Consider the following 18,867-nt stretch of genomic DNA (forward strand, 5'->3'; position numbering starts at 1 on the left):
TGCCACGATGCGTGACGGCGGCGTAAATGTCAGAGAACTTGCGACAAAAACCGCTGCAGACGCTCGGTTTGCGCGTCGTCGAAGAGCTGCTCGGGCGCGCCGGCCTCGACGACCTTGCCGTGGTCCATGAACACCACCGCGTTCGCGGTCGACCGGGCGAAGCCCATCTCGTGGGTGACCACCACCATCGTCATCCCGTCCGAGCCCAGGTCGGCGATCAGCGCGAGAATCCCCTTGACCAGTTCCGGATCGAGCGCCGAGGTGGCTTCGTCGAAGAACATCACCTGCGGGGCCATCGCCAGCGCGCGGGCGATCGCCACCCGCTGCTGCTGCCCACCGGAGAGCGTGGTCGGCCGCACTTCGGCCTTGTGCCGCAGACCGACCCGGTCCAGCTGTGCCATCCCGAGCTCGCGTGCCTGTTCGGCGCTGAGCCGTTTGAGTTTGCGCGGCGCCAGCGTCACGTTGTCGAGCACGGTGCGGTGCGGAAACAGGTTGAAGTTCTGGAACACCATGCCGATTCGCTGCCGCAGCTCGTCGGGGTTGTCGGCGAGCACGGACCGGCCGTCGAGCAGGATGTCGCCGCTGTCGGGTTCGTACAGTCGGTTCAGGGTGCGCAGCAGCGTGGACTTACCCGACCCCGACGGGCCGATCACCGCGGTGGTGGTGCCCGCCGGCACGTCCAGGTCAACACCGCGCAACACCTTGTTCGGCCCGAACGACAGGTGAAGGTCGTTGGCGCTCAACGACACCGGATCGAAGGCCATCAGATCATCTCCTGGGATGTGGACAGCTGCAGCGGATCCTCCTCGGTGGGTTTTCGGCCGCGCCGCAACCGGTCGTCGATGAAGTTGACCAGATGGGTCAGCGGCACGGTCAGCATCAGGTAGAAGAAGCCGGCGGCCACCAGCGGCGACAGGCTGCCGGTCTGCGCGTTGAGGTCGCGGCCGACCTGGAACAGCTCACGCTGGTTGGCCACCAGACCGAGGAAGTACACCAGCGAGGACGCCTTGAGCAGCGAGATGAACTGGTTCATCAGCGCGGGCAGCACTCGCCGCACGCCCTGCGGCACGACCACCAGCTGCATCGCCGACCGATACGAAAAGCCCAGTGCGCGTGAGGCTTCCAGCTGGCCGGGTTCGACGCTCTGGATGCCGGACCGGAAGATCTCGCCGACGTAGGCCGCGGCCATCAAACCGAGCGCGGCGATGCCCAGCGGGAACGGGTTGTTACCCGTCAATCCGCCGACGATCGGGCCGACACCGAGCCCGATCAGCAGGATGATCACCACCTCGGGCAGCCCGCGGAAGATGTCGGTGTACACCCGCGCCGGCCACCGCAGCCAGCGGCTGCCGGAGATGCCCGCCACCGCGAGCAGCATGCCCAGCACCAACCCGATGACGGCGGCCGACACGGTGAGGATCAGCGTGTTCGGCAGACCGGTCTTGAGCAGATCCGGTATCGCCTGCTTGTACAGATCCCAGTCCAGGAACGCGTCTTTGAGTTGCGACAGCGTCGAGGCCGGCGCGCCGCCACCGGCCGCCGGTGCACCCTGCTGCGCCTGGTTCTCCTCGGCGATCGCGGTGAAGTCCGGCAGCTCGGGCATCGGCGCGGCCTTGGACCCGGGCTTCCAGCCCGGCGGCAGTTCGCGCGGCACCCAGTCGGTGTACAGCCGCGCCCAGGTGCCGTCGGCGATCACCGCGTCCAGTCCCGAGTTCAACGCGTCGATCAGCGGCTGGTTGTCCTTGGCGACCGCCCACGCCACGAAATTGTCCAAGCTGAACGTGTTTTCGATGATCTGCGCGGGATCGCCGGGCTGCACGGTGCCCGAGGCCTGCTGCGAGGGCGCCACCCAGGCGTCGATCTGGCGGGTCTTGAGGCTGGTGTAGACGGTGTTGTAGTCGGGGAAGATCACCGGCTGCAGCCGCAGCGTGTCGACGAGGTAGGACTCCTGCACGGTGCCCTGCACGACGCCGATCCGCTGGCCCGGCGCCAGCTGGTCGAACCCGGTGATCGGCGATCCGGTCGGGACGACGAGCGAGAAGTACCCGAAGTCGTAGCCGTTGGTGAAACCGACGGTGCGGCGGCGGGGTTCGGTGGTGGTGATCGACGAGGAGCCGACGTCGAAGCGGCGCGACGCCACCTGCGCGAGCAGCCCGGAGAACTCGGTGCCGACGAACTCGATCCGCAGCCCGAGCTTGCCGGCGACCGCGCGCAGCAGTTCGTTGTCGAAGCCGGTGAACTGGCCGGCCGAGTTGATGCAGATGCTGGGCGGCGCGTCCGACAGCGTGCCGACGGTCAACGTCCCGGGCGTGCTCAGGTTCAGCGCGCCGATGTCGACCGCGTCGAGCGGTTCGACGTCGGGGGTGGTGTAGCGGTCGGTCTCGGGGCCGGTCGCCGCGGCGGCCAGGTTGGTCGGCAGCGCGCTGGCGCTCTCGACGCCCGGCGGGGCGCACTGGTCGACGTTGGCGCCTGCCGGGCCGGCCAGGACCAGCCCCAGGCCGAGCAGCACCGTCAGCACCATCACGAGCGGTCGGGTCAGCCGCGCGAACGGATTCATGTAAGCAACGTAACCGCGAACGGTCAGAATGCGACGGGCGCGGGACGAATGACGCCGCGACGCACCAGTTCGCCCTGCATGATGCGACCCATCAGCGCGCTGCGTTTCACGCATGCGTCGCTCGCGGCCTGCGCGTCGCCGTGGCGGATTGCCGCCGTCTCGTCGTCGTAGAACGCCAGCAACGCGGCGTGGTTGTCCAGGTAGGTGCTCCAGAATGCGCGCGGCATGAACGCCTGCGAGGAGCGGATCATCGCGGCCAGTCGCGGGCCGGCGTAGGCATCGGTGATCACGCCGCGGAACTCCCAGGCGCCGTCGTGAAAGGCGCGGGTCTCCCGCGCGGCGTGCATGGTGCCCGCCAATGCGGCCAGCGACTCGATCACCTGCGGGTCCCGCGCGGCGGCCGCCCGCGCCGACGCCATTCCGGTGAGCATGCCGTGGATCTCGTGGTGTTCGCGCACGACGGCTTCGTCGAAGCGTTCGACGAACGCGCCGCGGTGATAACGGGTGGACAAAATGCCGTCGTGCTCGAGTTGCACCACGGCTTCTTGGATCGGCACGCGGGACAACCCGAGTTCGTGGGCAATCTCATTGCGGTCGACCCGGTCACCGGACCGGAGTTTGCCAGTCAGAACCAGATTGACCACGTGCGCGACCACAAGGTCTTTTTCCTTGACCCCGTACTTCTTGGGCATGGCGGCGACAGCCTCTCACGCAGACTGCCCCGCCGTGGCGATTTCGACGCTTCAGTGTCCGCCGGCGCGGCGCCGGTCGCGCCAGCGGCACAACGCTTCCGCGTCGGTGAGGTCGTAGTCCGGACCGTTCACGCCGACCGTCAGCACCGTCACCCCGAGATCCGCCAACGCATCGGCCTCGGCGATCAACGCCTCGACTCCTTTGCCGGCAACGCCTGCCGACCGTTCGATCGCCGCCGGGTCGCGGCCGACGGCGGCGCAGTGGCCGGCGAGGATCTCGGCCTTGCGCGGATACTCGCTGCTGTCGGAGAAGCTGTGCCACAACGTCGCGTACTCGGCGACCAGGCGCAGCGTCTTCTTCTCGCCGCCGCCGCCGATGAGGATCGGGATGTCGCGGGTCGGTGCCGGGTTGAGTTTGGCCAGCCGCGACGTGATCCGGGGCATCGCCGCGGCGAGGTCGTCGAGCCGGCTGCCCGCGGTGCCGAACTCGTAGCCGTACTCGTCGTAGTCCTTTTGCTTCCAACCCGATCCGATGCCCAGGATCAGCCGGCCGTCGCTGATGTGGTCGACGGTGCGGGCCATGTCGGCGAGCAGTTCGGGGTTGCGGTAGGAGTTGCAGGTGACCAGGGCGCCGATCTCGATGCGCGAGGTCTGCTCGGCCCACGCGCCGAGCATCGTCCAGCATTCGTAGTGGGCGCCGTCGGGATCGCCGTAGAGCGGGAAGAAGTGATCCCAGTTGAACGCGATGTCGACGCCGATGTCCTCGCAGCGGCGGACCGCGTCGCGGATGTGGCTGTACTTCGGGGAGTGCTGCGGCTGCAGTTGCACGCCGATGCGGATTGGTTGGCTCACGCCGTATAAGTAACCCGGATCACACGCCGATATTCCCGCCGGTCTTCCACACCGCGACCACCGACGGGCGGGCGGTGCCGTCCCCGCCGTCCGGCCAGTGCGACAGCGGGTTGTCGATGGTGTGGTCGTCGTGTTCGCCGGGATGCTGCACGCACACCGTCACCAGATCGTCGGTGACGACGGGTCCGCATGTCTCCGCGCCGACCGGCACGGTGAGGAACTGCTTGGTCTCGCCGCGGTTCGGTCCGTCCAGCGCGACGGCGAACAACCCGTCGTTGGAGTCCAACGCGTTGCCGTCGGTGGAGATCCACAGGTTGCCGTGGCTGTCGAAGGCGAGGTTGTCGGGGCACGAGATCGGGCTGACCTTGGTCTTGTCGAAACCGGCGAAGTACGTGTCGGCGGCGGCCGGGTCCCCGCACACCAGCAGCAGCTCCCAGGTGAACGCGGTGCCGGCGTGGTCGTCGGTGATCTCGAGGATCTGTCCGCTCTTGTTCTCGTTGCGGGGGTTGGCCGCGTCGGCCGCAGGTTCACCCGCGGTGCCGCGCTCGTCGTTGTTGGTCAGCGCGACGTACACCTTGCCGGTCTCGGGGTTGGCTTCGACGTCCTCGGGGCGGTCCATCTTGGTGGCGCCCACCTTGTCGGCGGCGATCCGGGTGAACACCGCGACTTCCTGCGCGGAGATCCCGTCGACCAGCGACTCGGCCTGTCCGTCCGGGCCCGAGCGCAGCAGGGGCAGCCAGGTGCCGGTGCCGGCGAACCGTCCGGTCGACGGCAGCGTGCCCGACCCGTCGAGCTCGCCGGCCGGGATGTCGCTGGACAGCTTGGCGACATAAAGCGTGCCCTCGTCGAGCAGCGTCATGTTGTGCGCCATCGCGGCCGCATCGGTGACCGGTCCGGGCCGCAGTTTCTTGCTCGAGACGAACTTGTACATGTAGTCGAACCGCTCGTCGTCGCCGGTGTAGGCGACGACGGTGCCGTCGTCGGTGACGTGGATGTTGGCGCCCTCGTGTTTGAGCCGGCCCAGCGCCGAGTGCTTGACCGGCGTCGAGGCCGGGTCCCACGGGTTGAGTTCGACGACGTAGCCGAAGCGGTTGGGCTCGTTGGGCGTCTGCACCAGATCGAAGCGCGGGTCGAAGGTCTCCCAGCGCAGCGCGGTCGGTTCGACGGAGATCCCGTACCGGTCGCGGCGGTCGGCGACGACCGGGCCCGGGGCGGGTGACCCTTCGGCGGCGCCGAAGTAGTCCTGGAAGTTCTCCTCACCGGAAAGCACTGTGCCCCAGGGTGTCACGCCGCCTGCGCAGTTGGCGAAGGTACCGGCCACGGTGCGGCCGGTCGGATCGGCGGCGGTCTTGACGAAGTCGGTGCCCGCGGCGGGACCGGTCAGTGTCATCGGGGTGTCGGCGGTGATGCGACGGTTGTAGCGGCCCATGACCGGGGTGAGTCCCTGCGGGGTGCGCTCGACCTCGACCACACCCATGCCGACCGCGGCGATCTCGACCTCGAACTGGTCGCGGGTCGGGTTGTCCTTGTCGTAGCGGGGGAACATGAAGATCGGGTCGACGTACTCGAAGTTCGTCACCAGCAGGAAGCGGTTCGGCGCTCCCGGGATCGGCAGCAGGCCGGCGAAGTCGTTGTTGAACCCGAACTGCCCGCGCTGCGCCGCGCCCGTCTGGTTGTTGACGTCGAACTCCGGCGCGCCGTCGAGAATCGGGTCGCCCCAACGGATCACGACGGCCTGCTGGTAGCCGTCGGGGATGACGACGACGTCCCCGCTGTTGGGCGCCACCGAGGTGAAGTTCATCCCGGGCGGGGTGGCATCCGGCGCCGGGGTGGACGACGGCGCGGCTGCTGGGGGATCGTCGGTGCCGCAGGCGGCCAGCGCCGATCCGGCGCCGACGGCCAGCACCGCGATCCCACTGGCGCGCAGCATCGACCGGCGCGACACCGCCCTGACGACGTCGCCGAAGTACTCGTTGTCACTGCGGTTCGGGACGGGCTTGGAGCAGGCGTCGCCGCACCGGTAGAGGCACGTCAGGTGCTGGCGGCGGGACGTGCCGTCGTGGGAGACAAACAGATTCAGCGGGATGAGGGCCACCGCGGGAACGTACGACAGCCCGGTTAGCAGCTGGCAAGCACGAGATGAACAAGGGGTCGGCGCGCCCGAGCGTTTTGCCGCGGATCTGCCGGGCCCGGGTTAACGTCAGTCCAGTTATTTACGGAGGGAACAATAAATATGGGTCAGAGGCGACGGTGGCTGCAAACCGGCGCGGCATCGGCCGGCATGGGGGCCGCGCTGCTGAGCTTTTCGCTGATGGGTCCGCACAGCGCCATCGCCGTGGCTGAGGAGAACCCGCCGTCGGCGGCGGACGCCCAGGATGGCGCGTCGCCGGGCACCGAGTCGCCCGAGCGCGATGCGCCTGACTCGGACAGCGGCGAGACGCCGGGCCCGTCCCAGAGCCCGCCGGTCACTGTGGGGAACTCGCGTGGGGAGGTCGACGACGACGAAGAGTCCACGGGGCTCGCCGACGACGGCGACGACGAGAACGACGACGAGGACGACGCTGTAGACGGCGCCGACGACACGGTCGTCGACCGGTTGGCCCCCGACGATGAGAGCGCGACCGCGGACCCCCTCGCTTCGCACGAGGATTCTCCGAGCGACCCTCCGAACGACGACCCTCCGAACGACGACCCACCGAACGACGACCTTGTGAACGACACCGCCCACCGCGTGACGCCGACCAACCTGGTGCAGCCCGGTGAATCGACCCCGGCAACCACAACTGCGGCAGCCACGACGCCAGCTATCACGGCCCCGCGGGCGCAGCCGCGCACCTGGACCGCCCTGGTCTCCCTGGCGATCGACAACTGGACCAACGCCTCCCTGCGGTGGATCGAGTCGCTGCCGGTGGACAACACCACCAAGGCCACCCTCGAAGGAGCGCTGTGGACGTTGCGCCGCACGTTCCTCAACCGGGCGCCGTCGGTCGCGCCCGTGCAGATCAGCGGCCAGATCGCCGGACCGATCGACGGCACCGTCGCCGCCGTGGACCCCGAGGGCGACCGCATCTTCTTCGTGATGACCCGCGGGCCTCGCGAAGGCACGGTGAAGCTCAACGGCGACGGCTCCTACACCTACACGCCCGGGGAGACCTTCGACGGCGTGGACACCTTCAGCGTCATGGCCGTCGACGTCGGTCTGCACATGAACCTGCTGGACCCGTTCCGGTCGATCGGCACCAACGCGCGCTCGGTGATCAACCAGGGGGCCATCAAGTTCGCGTTCAACTTCACCACCGGCGCGGAGATCTGGACCGAGGAGCGGCGGGCCGCGCTGCGGAGGTCGGCAGACGAATTGCTGCTCTACCTCGTCGTGCAGGCACCGGTCGTCCTCACCTACAACGTCTCCGGACGCGCCGAGGACACCTCCGTACTCGCCTCGGCCGGCAGCCCGTTGATCAGTGAGGAGCCCGGCTTCTGGCGCACCGTCGTCCAGCACAAGCTGCTCACCGGAAGCGACGCGAACGGCGCCGCGGCCGACGGCTCGATCGACTGGAACTTCTGGGAGGCCTGGGGTCTCGGCGATGCCGACGAGATCACCGCGGACGAGTACGACTTCGTGTCGACCGCGATGCACGAGTTTCTGCACTCGTTCGGGTTCTTGACCTACCTGGAGAGGCCCGGCGAAAACGAGGACTGGACTGCCTGGCCGATCTTCGACAGCTTCATCGGCACCGCAGACGGAGTGCGCCCGATCGGTGCGGATTATTTGTGGAACACCGACTACGACGCGATCCTCGTCGGCGGCGACGGGGGGATGTTCTTCGGGGGGCGTCACGCGACGGCCGCCTACGGCGGGCTAGTGCCGTTGTACACCCCCAATCCGTGGCAGAACGGCAGTTCGGGCAGCCATCTGAACGACGTCGTCTTCGCCGGCGGTGACCAGAAGTTGATGAATGCAGCCACCGGCACGGGCCCGGGGGTGCGGGTGCTGAGCGCATTCGAGGTCGGCATCCTGCGCGACCTCGGCTACCACGCGGTGGTGCCGCAGTCACCGGCCTACAGCGCGGCGTTGCTCGGGTTCCTGCTGCTGCGCCGCAGGCGCGGCACGCTGAAGTCAGCCAAGCGCTGACGGACTACTCCGCCAGCACGGCGCGCAGGATCTCGACCAGCTTGCGCGGCTGATCGCTCTGCACCGAGTGGCCGGCGTCGGCGACGACCTGCACATCCTTGAATCCCGGTGCGGTCCGGGCGAATTCGGCGGCGTCGTCGTCATTGACGAAGAACGAGTTGGCGCCGCGCACCAACGTCGTCGGCACGGTGAGCCGGGGCACGTCGTCCCACAGGCCCTCGAAGCCCTCACCCTTGCGCATCTCGTCGTACCGCCACGTCCAGGTGCCGTCCTCTTGCCGTTTGGCGTTGTGGAACACACCGCGCCGCAACGACTCCCGGTCCCGGTGCGGCGCCGCGGCGATGGTCTTCTCCAGCATCGCCTCAAACGACGGGAAGGTGCGGTCGCCCTGCACCAGCGCGACGGTACCCTTCTGCGCCTCGGTCATCTGGGTGTGCCGTTCTGGCGCCGAGGGGGTCACGTCGACCATCACGAGCCGGGGCACCAACTCGGGCGCGGTGACCGCGAGCCGCAGCGCGGTCAGGCCACCCAGCGACATGCCGACCACCAGTTCGGCCGACGGTGCCAACTCGCGGATGACGGGTTCGACCTCGACGGCGTTCTGCCTGGGTCCGTAGTCGCCGTCCTCGCGCCACGCCGAGCGCCCGTGCCCGGGCAGGTCGACCGCCAGCGCGGGTTCACCCAGCCCGACGATCACGGTGTCCCACGTGTGGGCGTTCTGCCCGCCGCCGTGCAGGAAGACCACCCGGGGGGCGGCGTCGCCGAACTGCAGTGCGCTGATCGGGCCGCGGTCGATGCGGCGGGCCGGCGGCACGGTCGCGACCCCGGCCTGGCGGGCGTTCTCGTCGAGGAAGATGAACTCGTCGAGGGTGGCCAGTTCGTCGTCAGGCGAGATCTCGGTCATTAGGTGACCCTACAAAACGCCGACACCGACGCAATGGCGGTCTGCCTCCGCACAAATCCGCCAAAACGTCGGTATCGACGAAAGAGGGTCAGCCCTCGATGAAGGTCTCGAGCTGGGCGCGGGCCACGTCGTCGGGCAGCTGCTTGGGCGGGCTCTTCATCAGGTAGGCCGAGGCCGCCTCGACGGGGCCGCCGATACCGCGGTCGAGCGCGATCTTCGCCGCCCGCACCGCGTCGATGATCACACCGGCGGAGTTCGGCGAGTCCCACACCTCGAGCTTGTACTCCAGGTTCAGCGGCACGTCGCCGAATGCGCGGCCCTCGAGCCGCACGTAGGCCCACTTGCGGTCGTCGAGCCAGCCGACGTGATCCGACGGGCCGATGTGCACGTCCTTGGTCTTGAACTCGCGCTGCAGGTTGGAGGTGACGGCCTGGGTCTTGGAGATCTTCTTCGACTCCAGCCGCTCACGCTCGAGCATGTTGAGGAAGTCCATGTTGCCGCCGACGTTGAGCTGCATGGTGCGGTCGAGCTGCACGCCGCGGTCCTCGAACAGCTTGGCCATCACGCGGTGGGTGATCGTCGCACCGATCTGGCTCTTGATGTCGTCACCGACGATCGGCACACCGGCGTCGGTGAACTTCTTGGCCCACTCGGGGTCGGAGGCGATGAAGACCGGCAGCGCGTTGACGAACGCCACGCCGGCGTCGATCGCGCACTGGGCGTAGAACTTGTCGGCGTCGTCGGAGCCCACCGGCAGGTAGGACACCAGCACGTCGACCTCGGCGTCCTTGAGGGCCTTGACGACGTCGACGGGATCGGAGTCGGAGACCTCGATGGTGTCGGCGTAGTACTTGCCGATGCCGTCGAGCGTCGGGCCGCGCTGCACGGTGACGTTCAGCGGCGGCACGTCGGCGATCTTGATGGTGTTGTTCTCCGACGCGAAGATCGCCTCGGACAGGTCGAAGCCGACCTTCTTGGCGTCGACGTCGAACGCGGCGACGAACTTGACGTCGCGCACGTGGTACGGGCCGAGCCGCACATGCATCAGGCCGGGTACGGTCGCCGTCTCGTCGGCGTCGTAGTAGTACTGCACGCCCTGTACGAGCGACGACGCGCAGTTGCCCACGCCGACAATCGCGACCCGCACCTCTCCGTTTGATGCCATGACGACTTTCCCTTCGTGATCCCTGTCGTGCTTTGGTTCGGTATTTCTACGGCTGCACTGAGCTGTCCGGGCTTCCTTGCCCCAGACGTTCCGCCGCAATCAACTCGTTGAGCCACTTGACTTCGCGCTCACTGGACTCCAACCCGAGCTGATGGAGCTGCCGGGTGTACCGATCGATTGAGCTGCTGGCCCGCGCAACGGCTTCACGCAGACCCTCACGGCGTTCCTCTACCTGACGACGACGCCCCTCCAAGATCCGCATCCGGGCCTCGGCCGGGGTGCGGTTGAAGAAAGCCAGATGGACGCCGAAACCGTCGTCGGAGAAGTTCTGTGGACCGGTGTCGGCGACCAGTTCCGTGAAGCGCTGCTTGCCCTTCTCGGTGAGCTGGTAGACCCGACGCGCCCGACGCATCTTGGGGGTGCCGTCGGGCGCCGCGTCCTCGACGATCAGCCCGTCGGCCTGCATCCGGCGCAGCGCCGGGTACAGCGAGCCGTAGGAGAACGCGCGGAAGGCGCCCAGCAACCCGGTCAGTCGCTTACGCAGTTCGTAGCCGTGCATGGGAGATTCGTGCAGAAGCCCCAGGATGGCCATTTCCAGCATCGCGGGCGCCTCCTCTCGAAATCCCAGCTCGTCCGTTACGGCGGTCCAACACCTCGCACCATAGTATCGCCCCGATATATTCGGCGCGAACAAAGGGTGACGCCGACGGGAACGACGGCGGTCAGCTGTCGGGGTAGCGAACCTGTTTGACCGAGCCGTCGGCGGCCAGCTCGATGTAGCCGCTGCCGTAGTCGCTGGACAGATAGACGTCGATGGACAGCGCGTTCGGGTCGGTCGGATCGCCCGCGGAGTCCACGCTCAGGTAGGTGTTGGTGATGTCGGCCGGTTTCATGTTCAGGGTCTCCGGCGCCCCGCGCAGGACGCCGACGACGGCCTTCATGTCGAACTTGGCCAGATCGATCAGGACCGGATCGCCGGATTTCGAACTCGTCGTCGGGTCGTCCCAGCCGCCGCGGTAGGAGTAGTTCAGCTCGCGCCGGTCCTCGGTCGGGTCCGGCCGGGTCAGCGACGCGTAGTCGGGGTAGACCACCAGCCGGTAGCCGTCGGTGTCGCCGAAGCGCTGCCTCATCTGCTCGAACAGGCCGGTCAGCCCGCCCAGCGAGTGCAGTTCGCGGGGGGCGGTGAGCACCACCGGGGCGACGCCGTCGGGTTTGGCGCCGGGGTCGGAGGTGAAGTTCAGCGGCGACGGCGTGTTGCCGTACAGGCCCCAGCCGATCGCGATCCCGAGAATCACCAGCACCGCGGCCATCGCCACCCGCAGACCCCAGCCGGCGCGCAGCGCGGGCAGCCTGCGCGGTGTCTTGAGCGTCGGCAGTTTGACCGGCGCGTTGTCGATCTGCAGGTCGCTGATCAGCGCCTGCAGCTCGCCGAGCGTGGTCGCGGTGGTCGCGGCCTTGACCCGCTCACCGTGTTCGGCCATCGACAGCTGACCCTCGCTCAGCGCGCTGTCGAGGATCTGGCACGTGTCGTTGCGGTCGCTGTCTTTCGCCCGCGTCCCGGTTGTCTGCCGTGCAGCCACGCGATGATCGTAGAAGCAAAGACCTGCACCTACTCAGCGGACGAGGCCCTGAGACGTCAGCACCGCCAGCAGTGCGCCGTCGGGACCGCGCAGCGAGCCGTACGCGGTGCACGCGCCGTCGGCCACCGACCCGCGTGCTTCCAGCAGCCGCCACGAGGTCGACGCCAGCAGGTGCGCGCCCGGTTGCCAGACCAGGCTCAGGTCCAGGCTCAGCAGCCAGGTGTCGCCGAACCCGGACACCTTGCCTGGTGCGTCGAACAGGTGCGCGTCGGCGTGCAGCACGTCGACGACCTGCGGGTGCACCTGCGGTTCGTCGGGTGCACAGTCCGCGGCGACCCAGAGCGCCACCTCCGGGTGGTGGCGTCCGAACTCGCGGAGTCCCGACGGATAGTCGACGCCGCGGCGGTGCGCGAACTGCAGCGAGCGGTAGGTCTGGCTGATCCAGTCCAGTGACGGGCTGGACGCGGGGTCGGGGAGTTCGGCGCTCGGGTAGCGCTCGAACGGGATGGGCGCGTCGACCGACGGCGGGTTCAGCCAGCCGTCGGCCAGCCAGCTGGAGGCGATCAGGATCGTGCGCCCGGCCTGGCTGACCGTGGCCTCGTACACCGCGGCCGTGCGGCCGCCACGCAGGGTGCGGACGTCGATCTCGACGGGTCCCGGGGCGCCGCCCTCGACGAACGTCACCGACAGCGACGCCGCCGCGGCCCGCCCGCTGTGCGCGAACACCGCCGCCAGCGCCAGCGCCGAGGTGTACCCGCCGAACGCGCGGCCGTCGAAGCACCAGTGCTCGGGCAGGTCGCGCCCGAAGCGACTGGTGTGCTCACCGGTCGATCCACCGTCGAAAGCGAAGTCACGGCCGTCCAGCATCGGTGTCTCTCCCAGCGTCAGTTCCAGCTCACACACCTTAGAGAAGGGCCCGCCGGGGCAGTCACGCCTCCGCTGCCCGAGCACCGACGTACTCTGGTCTTCGTGCGATTGCAGCGACAGGTGGTGGACTACGCGCTTCGGCGGCGGTCCCTGCTGGCTGAGGTCTATTCGGGCCGCACCGGCGTCTCGGAGGTCTGCGACGCCAACCCCTATCTGCTGCGCGCCGCCAAGTTCCACGGCAAGCCGAGTTCGGTGATGTGCCCGATCTGCCGCAAGGAGCAGCTCACGCTGGTGTCGTGGGTGTTCGGTGATCATCTAGGCCCGGTGTCGGGTTCCGCGCGGACCGCGGAGGAGCTGGTCCTGCTGGCGTCCCGATACGACGAATTCTCAGTACACGTGGTGGAGGTATGCCGCACCTGCAGCTGGAATCATCTGGTCAAGTCGTACGTGCTCGGCGCGGTCCCTCCGACCGGAGGTTCTCGGCGCGGCACTCGAACGGCGCGCAACCGTGCGCGCACGGCCAGTGAATAGCGAAGGGCGCCACGACCGGTCAGTCAACGAGGTCCGTTCCGGACGCGAGGCTGATGGCGTGAGCGCGCCCGGACCCGGCGGCGGCCGACGCCGTCCGCCGGATCAGAACCCGCCGCGGCCCAACCGGCCGCCGGCGGCGCCCGATGACCGGCACACCGCGGTGCTGCCGCCGGTGCGCGAGGCCAGGCCCCCGCATCTGCGTGATCCGGTCGACGTCGTCAAGGCCGCGCTCGACGGCACACCGGCGCCCAAGCCGCCGCCTCCGGGCCCGCCGCCACCGCCGCGGCGTCCACCGGGCGGTGGCGGATCGTCGGGAGGTGGTGGCCCTCGGGGTCCGCGCCGCAGCCTGCGCGACCAGATCAACTGGAAGTGGGTGCGTCGCGGGGCGGTCGCGATGGCCGCCGTGTTCATCGTGCTGCCGCTGATCACGTTCGGGATGGCCTACATGATCGTCGACGTGCCCAAGCCCGGCGACCTCCGCACCAACCAGGTGTCGACGATCCTGGCCAGCGACGGCAGCGAACTGGCGAAAATCGTTCCGCCCGAAGGGAACCGGGTCGACGTCAACATCGATCAGATCCCGGTGCAGGTGCGCAACGCGGTGATGGCCGCCGAAGACCGCGACTTCTACTCCAACCCGGGGTTCTCGTTCACCGGGTTCGCCCGCGCGATCAAGAACAACCTGTTCGGCGGCGACCTGCAGGGCGGGTCGACGATCACCCAGCAGTACGTCAAGAACGCGCTCGTCGGGTCGGAGCGCTCGGGCGTCGGCGGGCTGATCCGAAAAGCCAAGGAGCTGGTCATCTCGACGAAGATGTCCGGCGAGTGGTCCAAAGACCAGGTGCTGCAGTCGTACCTGAACATCATCTACTTCGGCCGCGGCTCCTACGGTGTCGCGGCGGCGGCCAAGGCGTACTTCAACAAGCCGGTCGAGGAACTCAACGTCGCCGAGGGCGCGCTGCTGGCCGCGTTGATCCAGCGGCCCTCGGGTCTGGACCCCGCGGTGAACCTCGAAGGTGCGACGGTGCGCTGGAACTGGGTGCTCGACGGCATGGTCGAGATCGGGGCGCTGTCCCCGGAGGAGCGTGCCGCGCAGGTGTTCCCGCCCACGGTGCCGCCCGATCTGGCCCGCACGCAGAACCAGACGACGGGCCCCAACGGCCTCATCGAACGCCAGGTGCAGCGGGAACTGCTCGAGCTGTTCAACATCAACGAGCAGTCGCTGAACACCGAAGGCCTACAGATCACCACGACGATCGACCCGAAGGCGCAGGCCGCCGCGGAGGAGGCCGCCGCGGAGTACCTCGAGGGTCAGGATCCCGACATGCGGACCGCGATCGTGTCGATCGATCCGCGCACCGGAGGCGTCAAGGCGTACTACGGCGGCACCGACGCCAACGGGTTCGACTTCGCGCAGGCCGGCCTGCCGACGGGGTCGTCGTTCAAGGTGTTCGCCTTGGTGGCGGCGTTGCAGCAGGGCATGGGTCTCGGCACACAGGTGGACAGTTCGCCGTTGGAGGTCAACGGGATCAAGATCTCCAACGTCGAGGGCAACAGTTGCGGCACCTGCAACATCGCCGAGGCACTGAAGCGGTCGCTGAACACCAGCTACTACCGGTTGATGCTCAAGCTCAAGAACGGTCCCGAGGACGTCGCCGAAGCCGCGCACGCCGCCGGTATCGCCGAGAGCATCCCGGGGATCGAGCACACGCTGTCCGAGGACGGCCAGGGCGGCCCGCCGAACAACGGGATCGTGTTGGGGCAGTACCAGTCCCGGGTGATCGACATGGCGTCGGCCTACGCGACGCTGGCCGCGTCGGGTGTCTACCACAAGCCGCACTTCGTGCAGAAGGTCGTCAACTCCGAGGGCGAGGTGCTCTTCGACGCGTCGCAGCAGGACAACTCGGGTGAGCAGCGCATCGAGAAGAAGGTCGCCGACAACGTGACCAGCGCGATGCAGCCGATCGCCGCCTACTCCAACGGCCACGCGCTGGCCGGGGGCCGGCCGTCGGCCGCCAAGACCGGCACCCATCAGCTCGGCGACACCGACAACAACCGCGACGCCTGGATGGTCGGGTACACCCCGTCGTTGTCCACAGCGGTGTGGGTGGGTACCACCGACGGCACCAAGCCGCTGGAAAACAAGTGGGGTTCACCGGTTTACGGTTCCGGTCTTCCGTCGGACATCTGGAAGGCCACGATGGACGGCGCGCTGGAGGGCACCGACGAGGAGTCGTTCCCGAAGCCGGAGGAGATCGGCGGGTACGCGGGCGTCCCGCAGGCCCCGCCGCCGCCCCCGTCGCCGACGACACCGACCGACGCGCCGCCGACGCCGTCGCAGACGGTCATCCAGCCGACCATCGAGGTCGCGCCGGGCATCACGATCCCGTGGGGCCCGCCGACCACGGTCCCCGTCGCTCCACCACCGCCGCCGGGCGCGCCGGTTCCCGGTCCGGCACCGGCGCCGGCACCGGGACCGGTCGGTGCTCCCGTGCCGGTGGCGCCCGGCGCCCCGCCACCGCCCCCGTGACCGACGTGGGGGAGGACGAGCACGGCGAGCCGAAATCGGCCGCGCCGCAGACTGTTTCGCCGGGACTCCTGGTGCACGACCGGCGCAGCTTCGATGAGCGGGACCTGCCCAGCCGCACCGACACGATCGGTGCCGCGCTGGCGGGCACCATCGGCGGGCCGGTCGGCAGGCACGCGCTGATCGGCAGGCAGCGGTTCCTGACGCCGCTGCGGGTGATGCTGATCATCGCGCTGGTGTTCCTGGCGCTGGGGTACTCGACGAAGGCGGCGTGCCTGCAGAGCACCGGCACCGGCACGGCCGATCAGCGGGTCGCCAACTGGGAGAACCAGCGCGCGTACTTTCAGCTGTGCTACTCGGACACGGTTCCGCTCTACACCGCCGAACTGCTCAATCGCGGGAAGTTCCCGTACAAGTCGAGCTGGATCGAGAAGGACTCCAAGGGCGAGCCGCACATCCAGTACGACGGCAACATCGCGGTGCGGTACATGGAGTATCCGGTGCTGACCGGCCTGTACCAGTACATGTCGATGTCGTTGGCCAAGACGTACACGGCGCTGACGAAGCTGGTGTCGGTGCCCGTGATCGCCGAGGTGGTGATGTTCTTCAACCTCGCGGCGTTCGGGTTGGCGCTGGCGTGGCTGATCACGGTGTGGGCGGCGTCGCGGCTGGCCGGCCCCAGACGGGTCTGGGACGCCGCGCTGGTGGCGGCGTCGCCGCTGGTGATCTTCCAGATCTTCACCAACTTCGACGCGCTGGCAACGGCTTTCGCGACCGGCGCGCTGCTGGCGTGGGCGCGGCGCAAACCGGTGCTGGCGGGGGCGCTGATCGGGTTGGGGGTTGCGGCCAAGCTGTACCCGCTGCTGCTGTTGGCGCCGTTGGCGGTGCTGGCGCTGCGGACCGGCAAGCTGCGCGAGGTCGGCAAGACCGCGGCGGCGGCGTTCGTCGCCTGGCTGGTGGTCAACCTGCCGATCATGGTGCTGTTCCCGCGGGGCTGGTCGGAGTTCTTCCGGCTCAACACCCGCCGTGGTGACGACATGGACTCCATCTACAACGTGATCAAGTCGTTCACCGGCTGGCGCGGGTTCGATCCCGACCTCGGGTTCTGGGAGCCGCCGACGGTGACGAACACGGTGTCGGCGATTCTGTTCATATCGTGTTGTATCGCAATCGGATACATCGCGTTGACGGCCAGGCAGCGGCCCCGCGTCGCGCAGATCGCGTTCCTGGTGGTCGCGGCGTTCCTGCTGACGAACAAGGTGTGGAGCCCGCAGTTCTCGCTGTGGCTGGTGCCGCTGGCGGTGCTGGCACTGCCGCACCGGCGAATCCTGCTGGCGTGGATGACGATCGACGCGTTGGTGTGGATACCGCGGATGCTCTACCTCTACGGCGAGGCGAACATGGGCCTGCCGGAGCAGCCGTTCACGATCACGGTGCTGCTGCGCGACATCGCGGTGGTCGGGTTGTGCGTGCTGGTGATCCGGCAGATCTACCGCCCGGAACTGGACCTGGTCCGCGCCCGCGGCGAGGTCGACGACCCGGCGGGCGGGGTGTTCGACCGCGCACCCGACGACCCGCCGCGGTGGCTGCCGGACTGGCTGCGCCCGGACGCGTCGAGACTGCGCACCGAGCGCGAACTGGTCGACCAGACCACCTGACCGCGATTCGGTTCTTGGCGCCGAGAGTCGGACTTCTGCCGCAAAATCGGCCGAAATGCGTCAGAAACCCGACGCTCGGCGCAGGCAGGGCGCCTGGCGGACAGCACGATTTCGCAGATCAGCGCGCTTTCCTGTAGCCTGGGCCGGTTGCCGACGCAGGCGACCCTCCTGCCGCGGACAGTCCGTGGCCGATCAGACCGTAGGAGGTGATGAGGTCTTCATGCGTCCATACGAAATCATGGTCATCCTCGACCCCACCCTTGACGAGCGCACCGTAGCTCCGTCGCTGGAAACATTCCTCAACGTCATCCGCAAGGACGGCGGCACCGTCGACAAGGTCGACATCTGGGGCCGGCGCCGGTTGGCCTACGAGATCGCCAAGCACGCCGAGGGCATCTACGCCGTCGTCGATGTGAAGGCCGAGCCCGCAACGGTGTCCGAACTGGACCGCCAGCTGAACCTGAACGAGTCCGTGCTGCGGACCAAGGTCATGCGGACCGACAAGCACTAGCCGAACGGGATGTGTACGTCGTAGCGCTTCCGTAGGCTCGCCTGCGACTACACCGCCAACTTCCAGGAGGACATCGTGGCTGGTGACACCATCATCACCGTCGTCGGAAACCTGACCGCCGATCCGGAACTGCGGTTCACGCCCTCGGGCGCGGCCGTCGCCAACTTCACCGTGGCGTCGACGCCGCGCATCTACGACCGCCAGAGCGGGGAGTGGAAGGACGGCGAGGCGCTGTTCCTGCGCTGCAACATCTGGCGCGAGGCCGCCGAGAACGTGGCCGAGAGCCTGACCCGCGGATCGCGGGTCATCGTGCAGGGCCGGCTCAAGCAGCGTTCGTTCGAAACCCGCGAGGGTGAGAAGCGCACCGTCGTGGAGCTCGAGGTCGACGAGATCGGCCCGTCGCTGCGCTACGCGACCGCGAAGGTCAACAAGGCCAGCCGCAGTGGCGGTGGCGGCGGTGGCTTCGGTGGTGGCGGCGGCGGTGGCGGGGCGTCCCGGCCGGCCGAGCAGCCGAAGGACGATCCGTGGGGCAGCGCCCCGGTGTCGGGTTCGTTCTCCGGCGCCGACGACGAGCCACCCTTCTGAACAACTGATCAGCGAAGAAGTAAGAAAGAGAAACACACATGGCCAAGTCCTCAACCAAGCGGCGGCCGGCTCCCGAGAAGCCGGTCAAGACCCGCAAGTGCGTGTTCTGCTCCAAGAAGGGGCAGACCATCGATTACAAGGACACCGCGCTGCTGCGCACGTATATCAGCGAGCGCGGCAAGATCCGCGCCCGCCGCGTGACCGGCAACTGCGTTCAGCACCAGCGTGATATCGCGATCGCCGTCAAGAACGCCCGCGAGGTCGCGCTGCTGCCGTTCAGCTCGTCGACGCGATAGGCAGGACACG

Annotated in this window: 17 protein-coding genes; 7 read left to right on the top strand and 10 right to left on the bottom strand. The window is 68.3% G+C overall.

What is annotated here, in order from left to right:
* Nucleotides 1-29 precede the first annotated feature (29 nt).
* Genes BHQ18_RS13675 through BHQ18_RS13695 form a run of 5 tightly spaced genes read right to left on the bottom strand, consistent with a single transcriptional unit; the run spans nt 30 to nt 6,196 of the window.
* Nucleotides 30-764 carry an amino acid ABC transporter ATP-binding protein gene (locus tag BHQ18_RS13675; RefSeq protein WP_069414172.1) on the bottom strand — a complete coding sequence of 245 codons (735 nt, stop codon included), beginning with the start codon at nt 762-764 and terminating at the stop codon, nt 30-32.
* The gene (locus BHQ18_RS13680) at nt 764-2,521 is read right to left on the bottom strand and encodes an ABC transporter substrate-binding protein/permease (RefSeq protein ID WP_109789297.1); all 1,758 of its coding nucleotides are present in this window, start codon (nt 2,519-2,521) and stop codon (nt 764-766) included. The genes BHQ18_RS13675 and BHQ18_RS13680 overlap by 1 nt, the downstream gene beginning before the upstream one ends.
* Before the next feature lie 59 nt (nt 2,522-2,580).
* Nucleotides 2,581-3,249 (bottom strand): GntR family transcriptional regulator, encoded by a 669-nt coding sequence (locus BHQ18_RS13685; RefSeq protein ID WP_069414174.1) that lies wholly within the window; start codon nt 3,247-3,249, stop codon nt 2,581-2,583.
* A gap of 51 nt (nt 3,250-3,300) precedes the next feature.
* Nucleotides 3,301-4,101 carry an LLM class F420-dependent oxidoreductase gene (locus tag BHQ18_RS13690; protein ID WP_069414175.1) on the bottom strand — a complete coding sequence of 267 codons (801 nt, stop codon included), beginning with the start codon at nt 4,099-4,101 and terminating at the stop codon, nt 3,301-3,303.
* A gap of 19 nt (nt 4,102-4,120) precedes the next feature.
* Nucleotides 4,121-6,196 (bottom strand): PhoX family protein, encoded by a 2,076-nt coding sequence (locus tag BHQ18_RS13695; RefSeq protein ID WP_069414176.1) that lies wholly within the window; start codon nt 6,194-6,196, stop codon nt 4,121-4,123.
* A gap of 138 nt (nt 6,197-6,334) precedes the next feature.
* On the opposite strand from BHQ18_RS13695, the gene BHQ18_RS30125 reads away from it, so the two are divergent.
* Entirely contained in the window at nt 6,335-8,233 is a 1,899-nt protein-coding gene (locus BHQ18_RS30125; protein ID WP_165614562.1) for an Ig-like domain-containing protein, read from the top strand.
* A 4-nt stretch (nt 8,234-8,237) separates the two neighbouring features.
* Here the strand turns inward: BHQ18_RS30125 and BHQ18_RS13705 are convergent, their stop codons facing one another.
* From BHQ18_RS13705 to BHQ18_RS13725, 5 genes are all read right to left on the bottom strand, one after another.
* On the bottom strand, nt 8,238-9,137 hold the full coding sequence (locus BHQ18_RS13705) for an Rv0045c family esterase (protein WP_069414178.1): 900 nt from the start codon (nt 9,135-9,137) through the stop codon (nt 8,238-8,240).
* Between the two features lie 88 nt (nt 9,138-9,225).
* Nucleotides 9,226-10,302 carry an inositol-3-phosphate synthase gene (locus BHQ18_RS13710; RefSeq protein ID WP_069414179.1) on the bottom strand — a complete coding sequence of 359 codons (1,077 nt, stop codon included), beginning with the start codon at nt 10,300-10,302 and terminating at the stop codon, nt 9,226-9,228.
* Nucleotides 10,303-10,348: 46 nt separating this feature from the next.
* Nucleotides 10,349-10,903, bottom strand: coding sequence for a PadR family transcriptional regulator (locus tag BHQ18_RS13715; RefSeq protein ID WP_069414180.1), 555 nt, complete (start codon nt 10,901-10,903; stop codon nt 10,349-10,351).
* A 121-nt stretch (nt 10,904-11,024) separates the two neighbouring features.
* Nucleotides 11,025-11,882, bottom strand: coding sequence for a DUF1707 SHOCT-like domain-containing protein (locus tag BHQ18_RS13720; protein WP_069414181.1), 858 nt, complete (start codon nt 11,880-11,882; stop codon nt 11,025-11,027).
* Between the two features lie 33 nt (nt 11,883-11,915).
* On the bottom strand, nt 11,916-12,749 hold the full coding sequence (locus BHQ18_RS13725) for a thioesterase family protein (protein WP_069414351.1): 834 nt from the start codon (nt 12,747-12,749) through the stop codon (nt 11,916-11,918).
* Nucleotides 12,750-12,851: 102 nt separating this feature from the next.
* On the opposite strand from BHQ18_RS13725, the gene BHQ18_RS13730 reads away from it, so the two are divergent.
* The 6 genes from BHQ18_RS13730 to rpsR all read left to right on the top strand — a co-directional run bounded on the left by BHQ18_RS13730 (nt 12,852) and on the right by rpsR (nt 18,857).
* A complete protein-coding gene (locus BHQ18_RS13730) occupies nt 12,852-13,280 on the top strand; it encodes a DUF5318 domain-containing protein (RefSeq protein ID WP_069414182.1) in 429 nt (142 codons plus the stop codon).
* The gene (locus BHQ18_RS13735; protein ID WP_084294050.1) at nt 13,273-15,810 is read left to right on the top strand and encodes a transglycosylase domain-containing protein; all 2,538 of its coding nucleotides are present in this window, start codon (nt 13,273-13,275) and stop codon (nt 15,808-15,810) included. The genes BHQ18_RS13730 and BHQ18_RS13735 overlap by 8 nt, the downstream gene beginning before the upstream one ends.
* 71 nt (nt 15,811-15,881) lie before the next feature.
* On the top strand, nt 15,882-17,465 hold the full coding sequence (locus BHQ18_RS13740; protein ID WP_234794181.1) for a glycosyltransferase family 87 protein: 1,584 nt from the start codon (nt 15,882-15,884) through the stop codon (nt 17,463-17,465).
* Nucleotides 17,466-17,685: 220 nt separating this feature from the next.
* The gene (gene rpsF / locus BHQ18_RS13745; RefSeq protein ID WP_069414353.1) at nt 17,686-17,976 is read left to right on the top strand and encodes a 30S ribosomal protein S6; all 291 of its coding nucleotides are present in this window, start codon (nt 17,686-17,688) and stop codon (nt 17,974-17,976) included.
* A gap of 75 nt (nt 17,977-18,051) precedes the next feature.
* On the top strand, nt 18,052-18,561 hold the full coding sequence (locus BHQ18_RS13750) for a single-stranded DNA-binding protein (protein WP_069414184.1): 510 nt from the start codon (nt 18,052-18,054) through the stop codon (nt 18,559-18,561).
* A gap of 38 nt (nt 18,562-18,599) precedes the next feature.
* Entirely contained in the window at nt 18,600-18,857 is a 258-nt protein-coding gene (rpsR, locus tag BHQ18_RS13755; protein WP_069414185.1) for a 30S ribosomal protein S18, read from the top strand.
* The last annotated feature ends 10 nt before the right edge of the window (nt 18,858-18,867 follow it).

It is taken from the genome of Mycolicibacterium flavescens (genome assembly GCF_001722335.1).
Classification (GTDB): domain Bacteria; phylum Actinomycetota; class Actinomycetes; order Mycobacteriales; family Mycobacteriaceae; genus Mycobacterium; species Mycobacterium flavescens.

What these genes read in the sequence shown, in the direction of transcription:
- rpsF (WP_069414353.1), top strand. Translation starts at nt 17,686, where the DNA reads ATGCGTCCATACGAAATCATGGTCATCCTCGACCCCACCCTTGACGAG.
- BHQ18_RS13675 (WP_069414172.1), bottom strand. Translation starts at nt 764, where the DNA reads ATGGCCTTCGATCCGGTGTCGTTGAGCGCCAACGACCTTCACCTGTCG.
- BHQ18_RS13685 (WP_069414174.1), bottom strand. Translation starts at nt 3,249, where the DNA reads ATGCCCAAGAAGTACGGGGTCAAGGAAAAAGACCTTGTGGTCGCGCAC.
- BHQ18_RS13705 (WP_069414178.1), bottom strand. Translation starts at nt 9,137, where the DNA reads ATGACCGAGATCTCGCCTGACGACGAACTGGCCACCCTCGACGAGTTC.
- BHQ18_RS30125 (WP_165614562.1), top strand. Translation starts at nt 6,335, where the DNA reads ATGGGTCAGAGGCGACGGTGGCTGCAAACCGGCGCGGCATCGGCCGGC.
- BHQ18_RS13725 (WP_069414351.1), bottom strand. Translation starts at nt 12,749, where the DNA reads ATGCTGGACGGCCGTGACTTCGCTTTCGACGGTGGATCGACCGGTGAG.
- BHQ18_RS13710 (WP_069414179.1), bottom strand. Translation starts at nt 10,302, where the DNA reads ATGGCATCAAACGGAGAGGTGCGGGTCGCGATTGTCGGCGTGGGCAAC.
- BHQ18_RS13680 (WP_109789297.1), bottom strand. Translation starts at nt 2,521, where the DNA reads ATGGTGCTGACGGTGCTGCTCGGCCTGGGGCTGGTCCTGGCCGGCCCG.
- BHQ18_RS13715 (WP_069414180.1), bottom strand. Translation starts at nt 10,903, where the DNA reads ATGCTGGAAATGGCCATCCTGGGGCTTCTGCACGAATCTCCCATGCAC.
- rpsR (WP_069414185.1), top strand. Translation starts at nt 18,600, where the DNA reads ATGGCCAAGTCCTCAACCAAGCGGCGGCCGGCTCCCGAGAAGCCGGTC.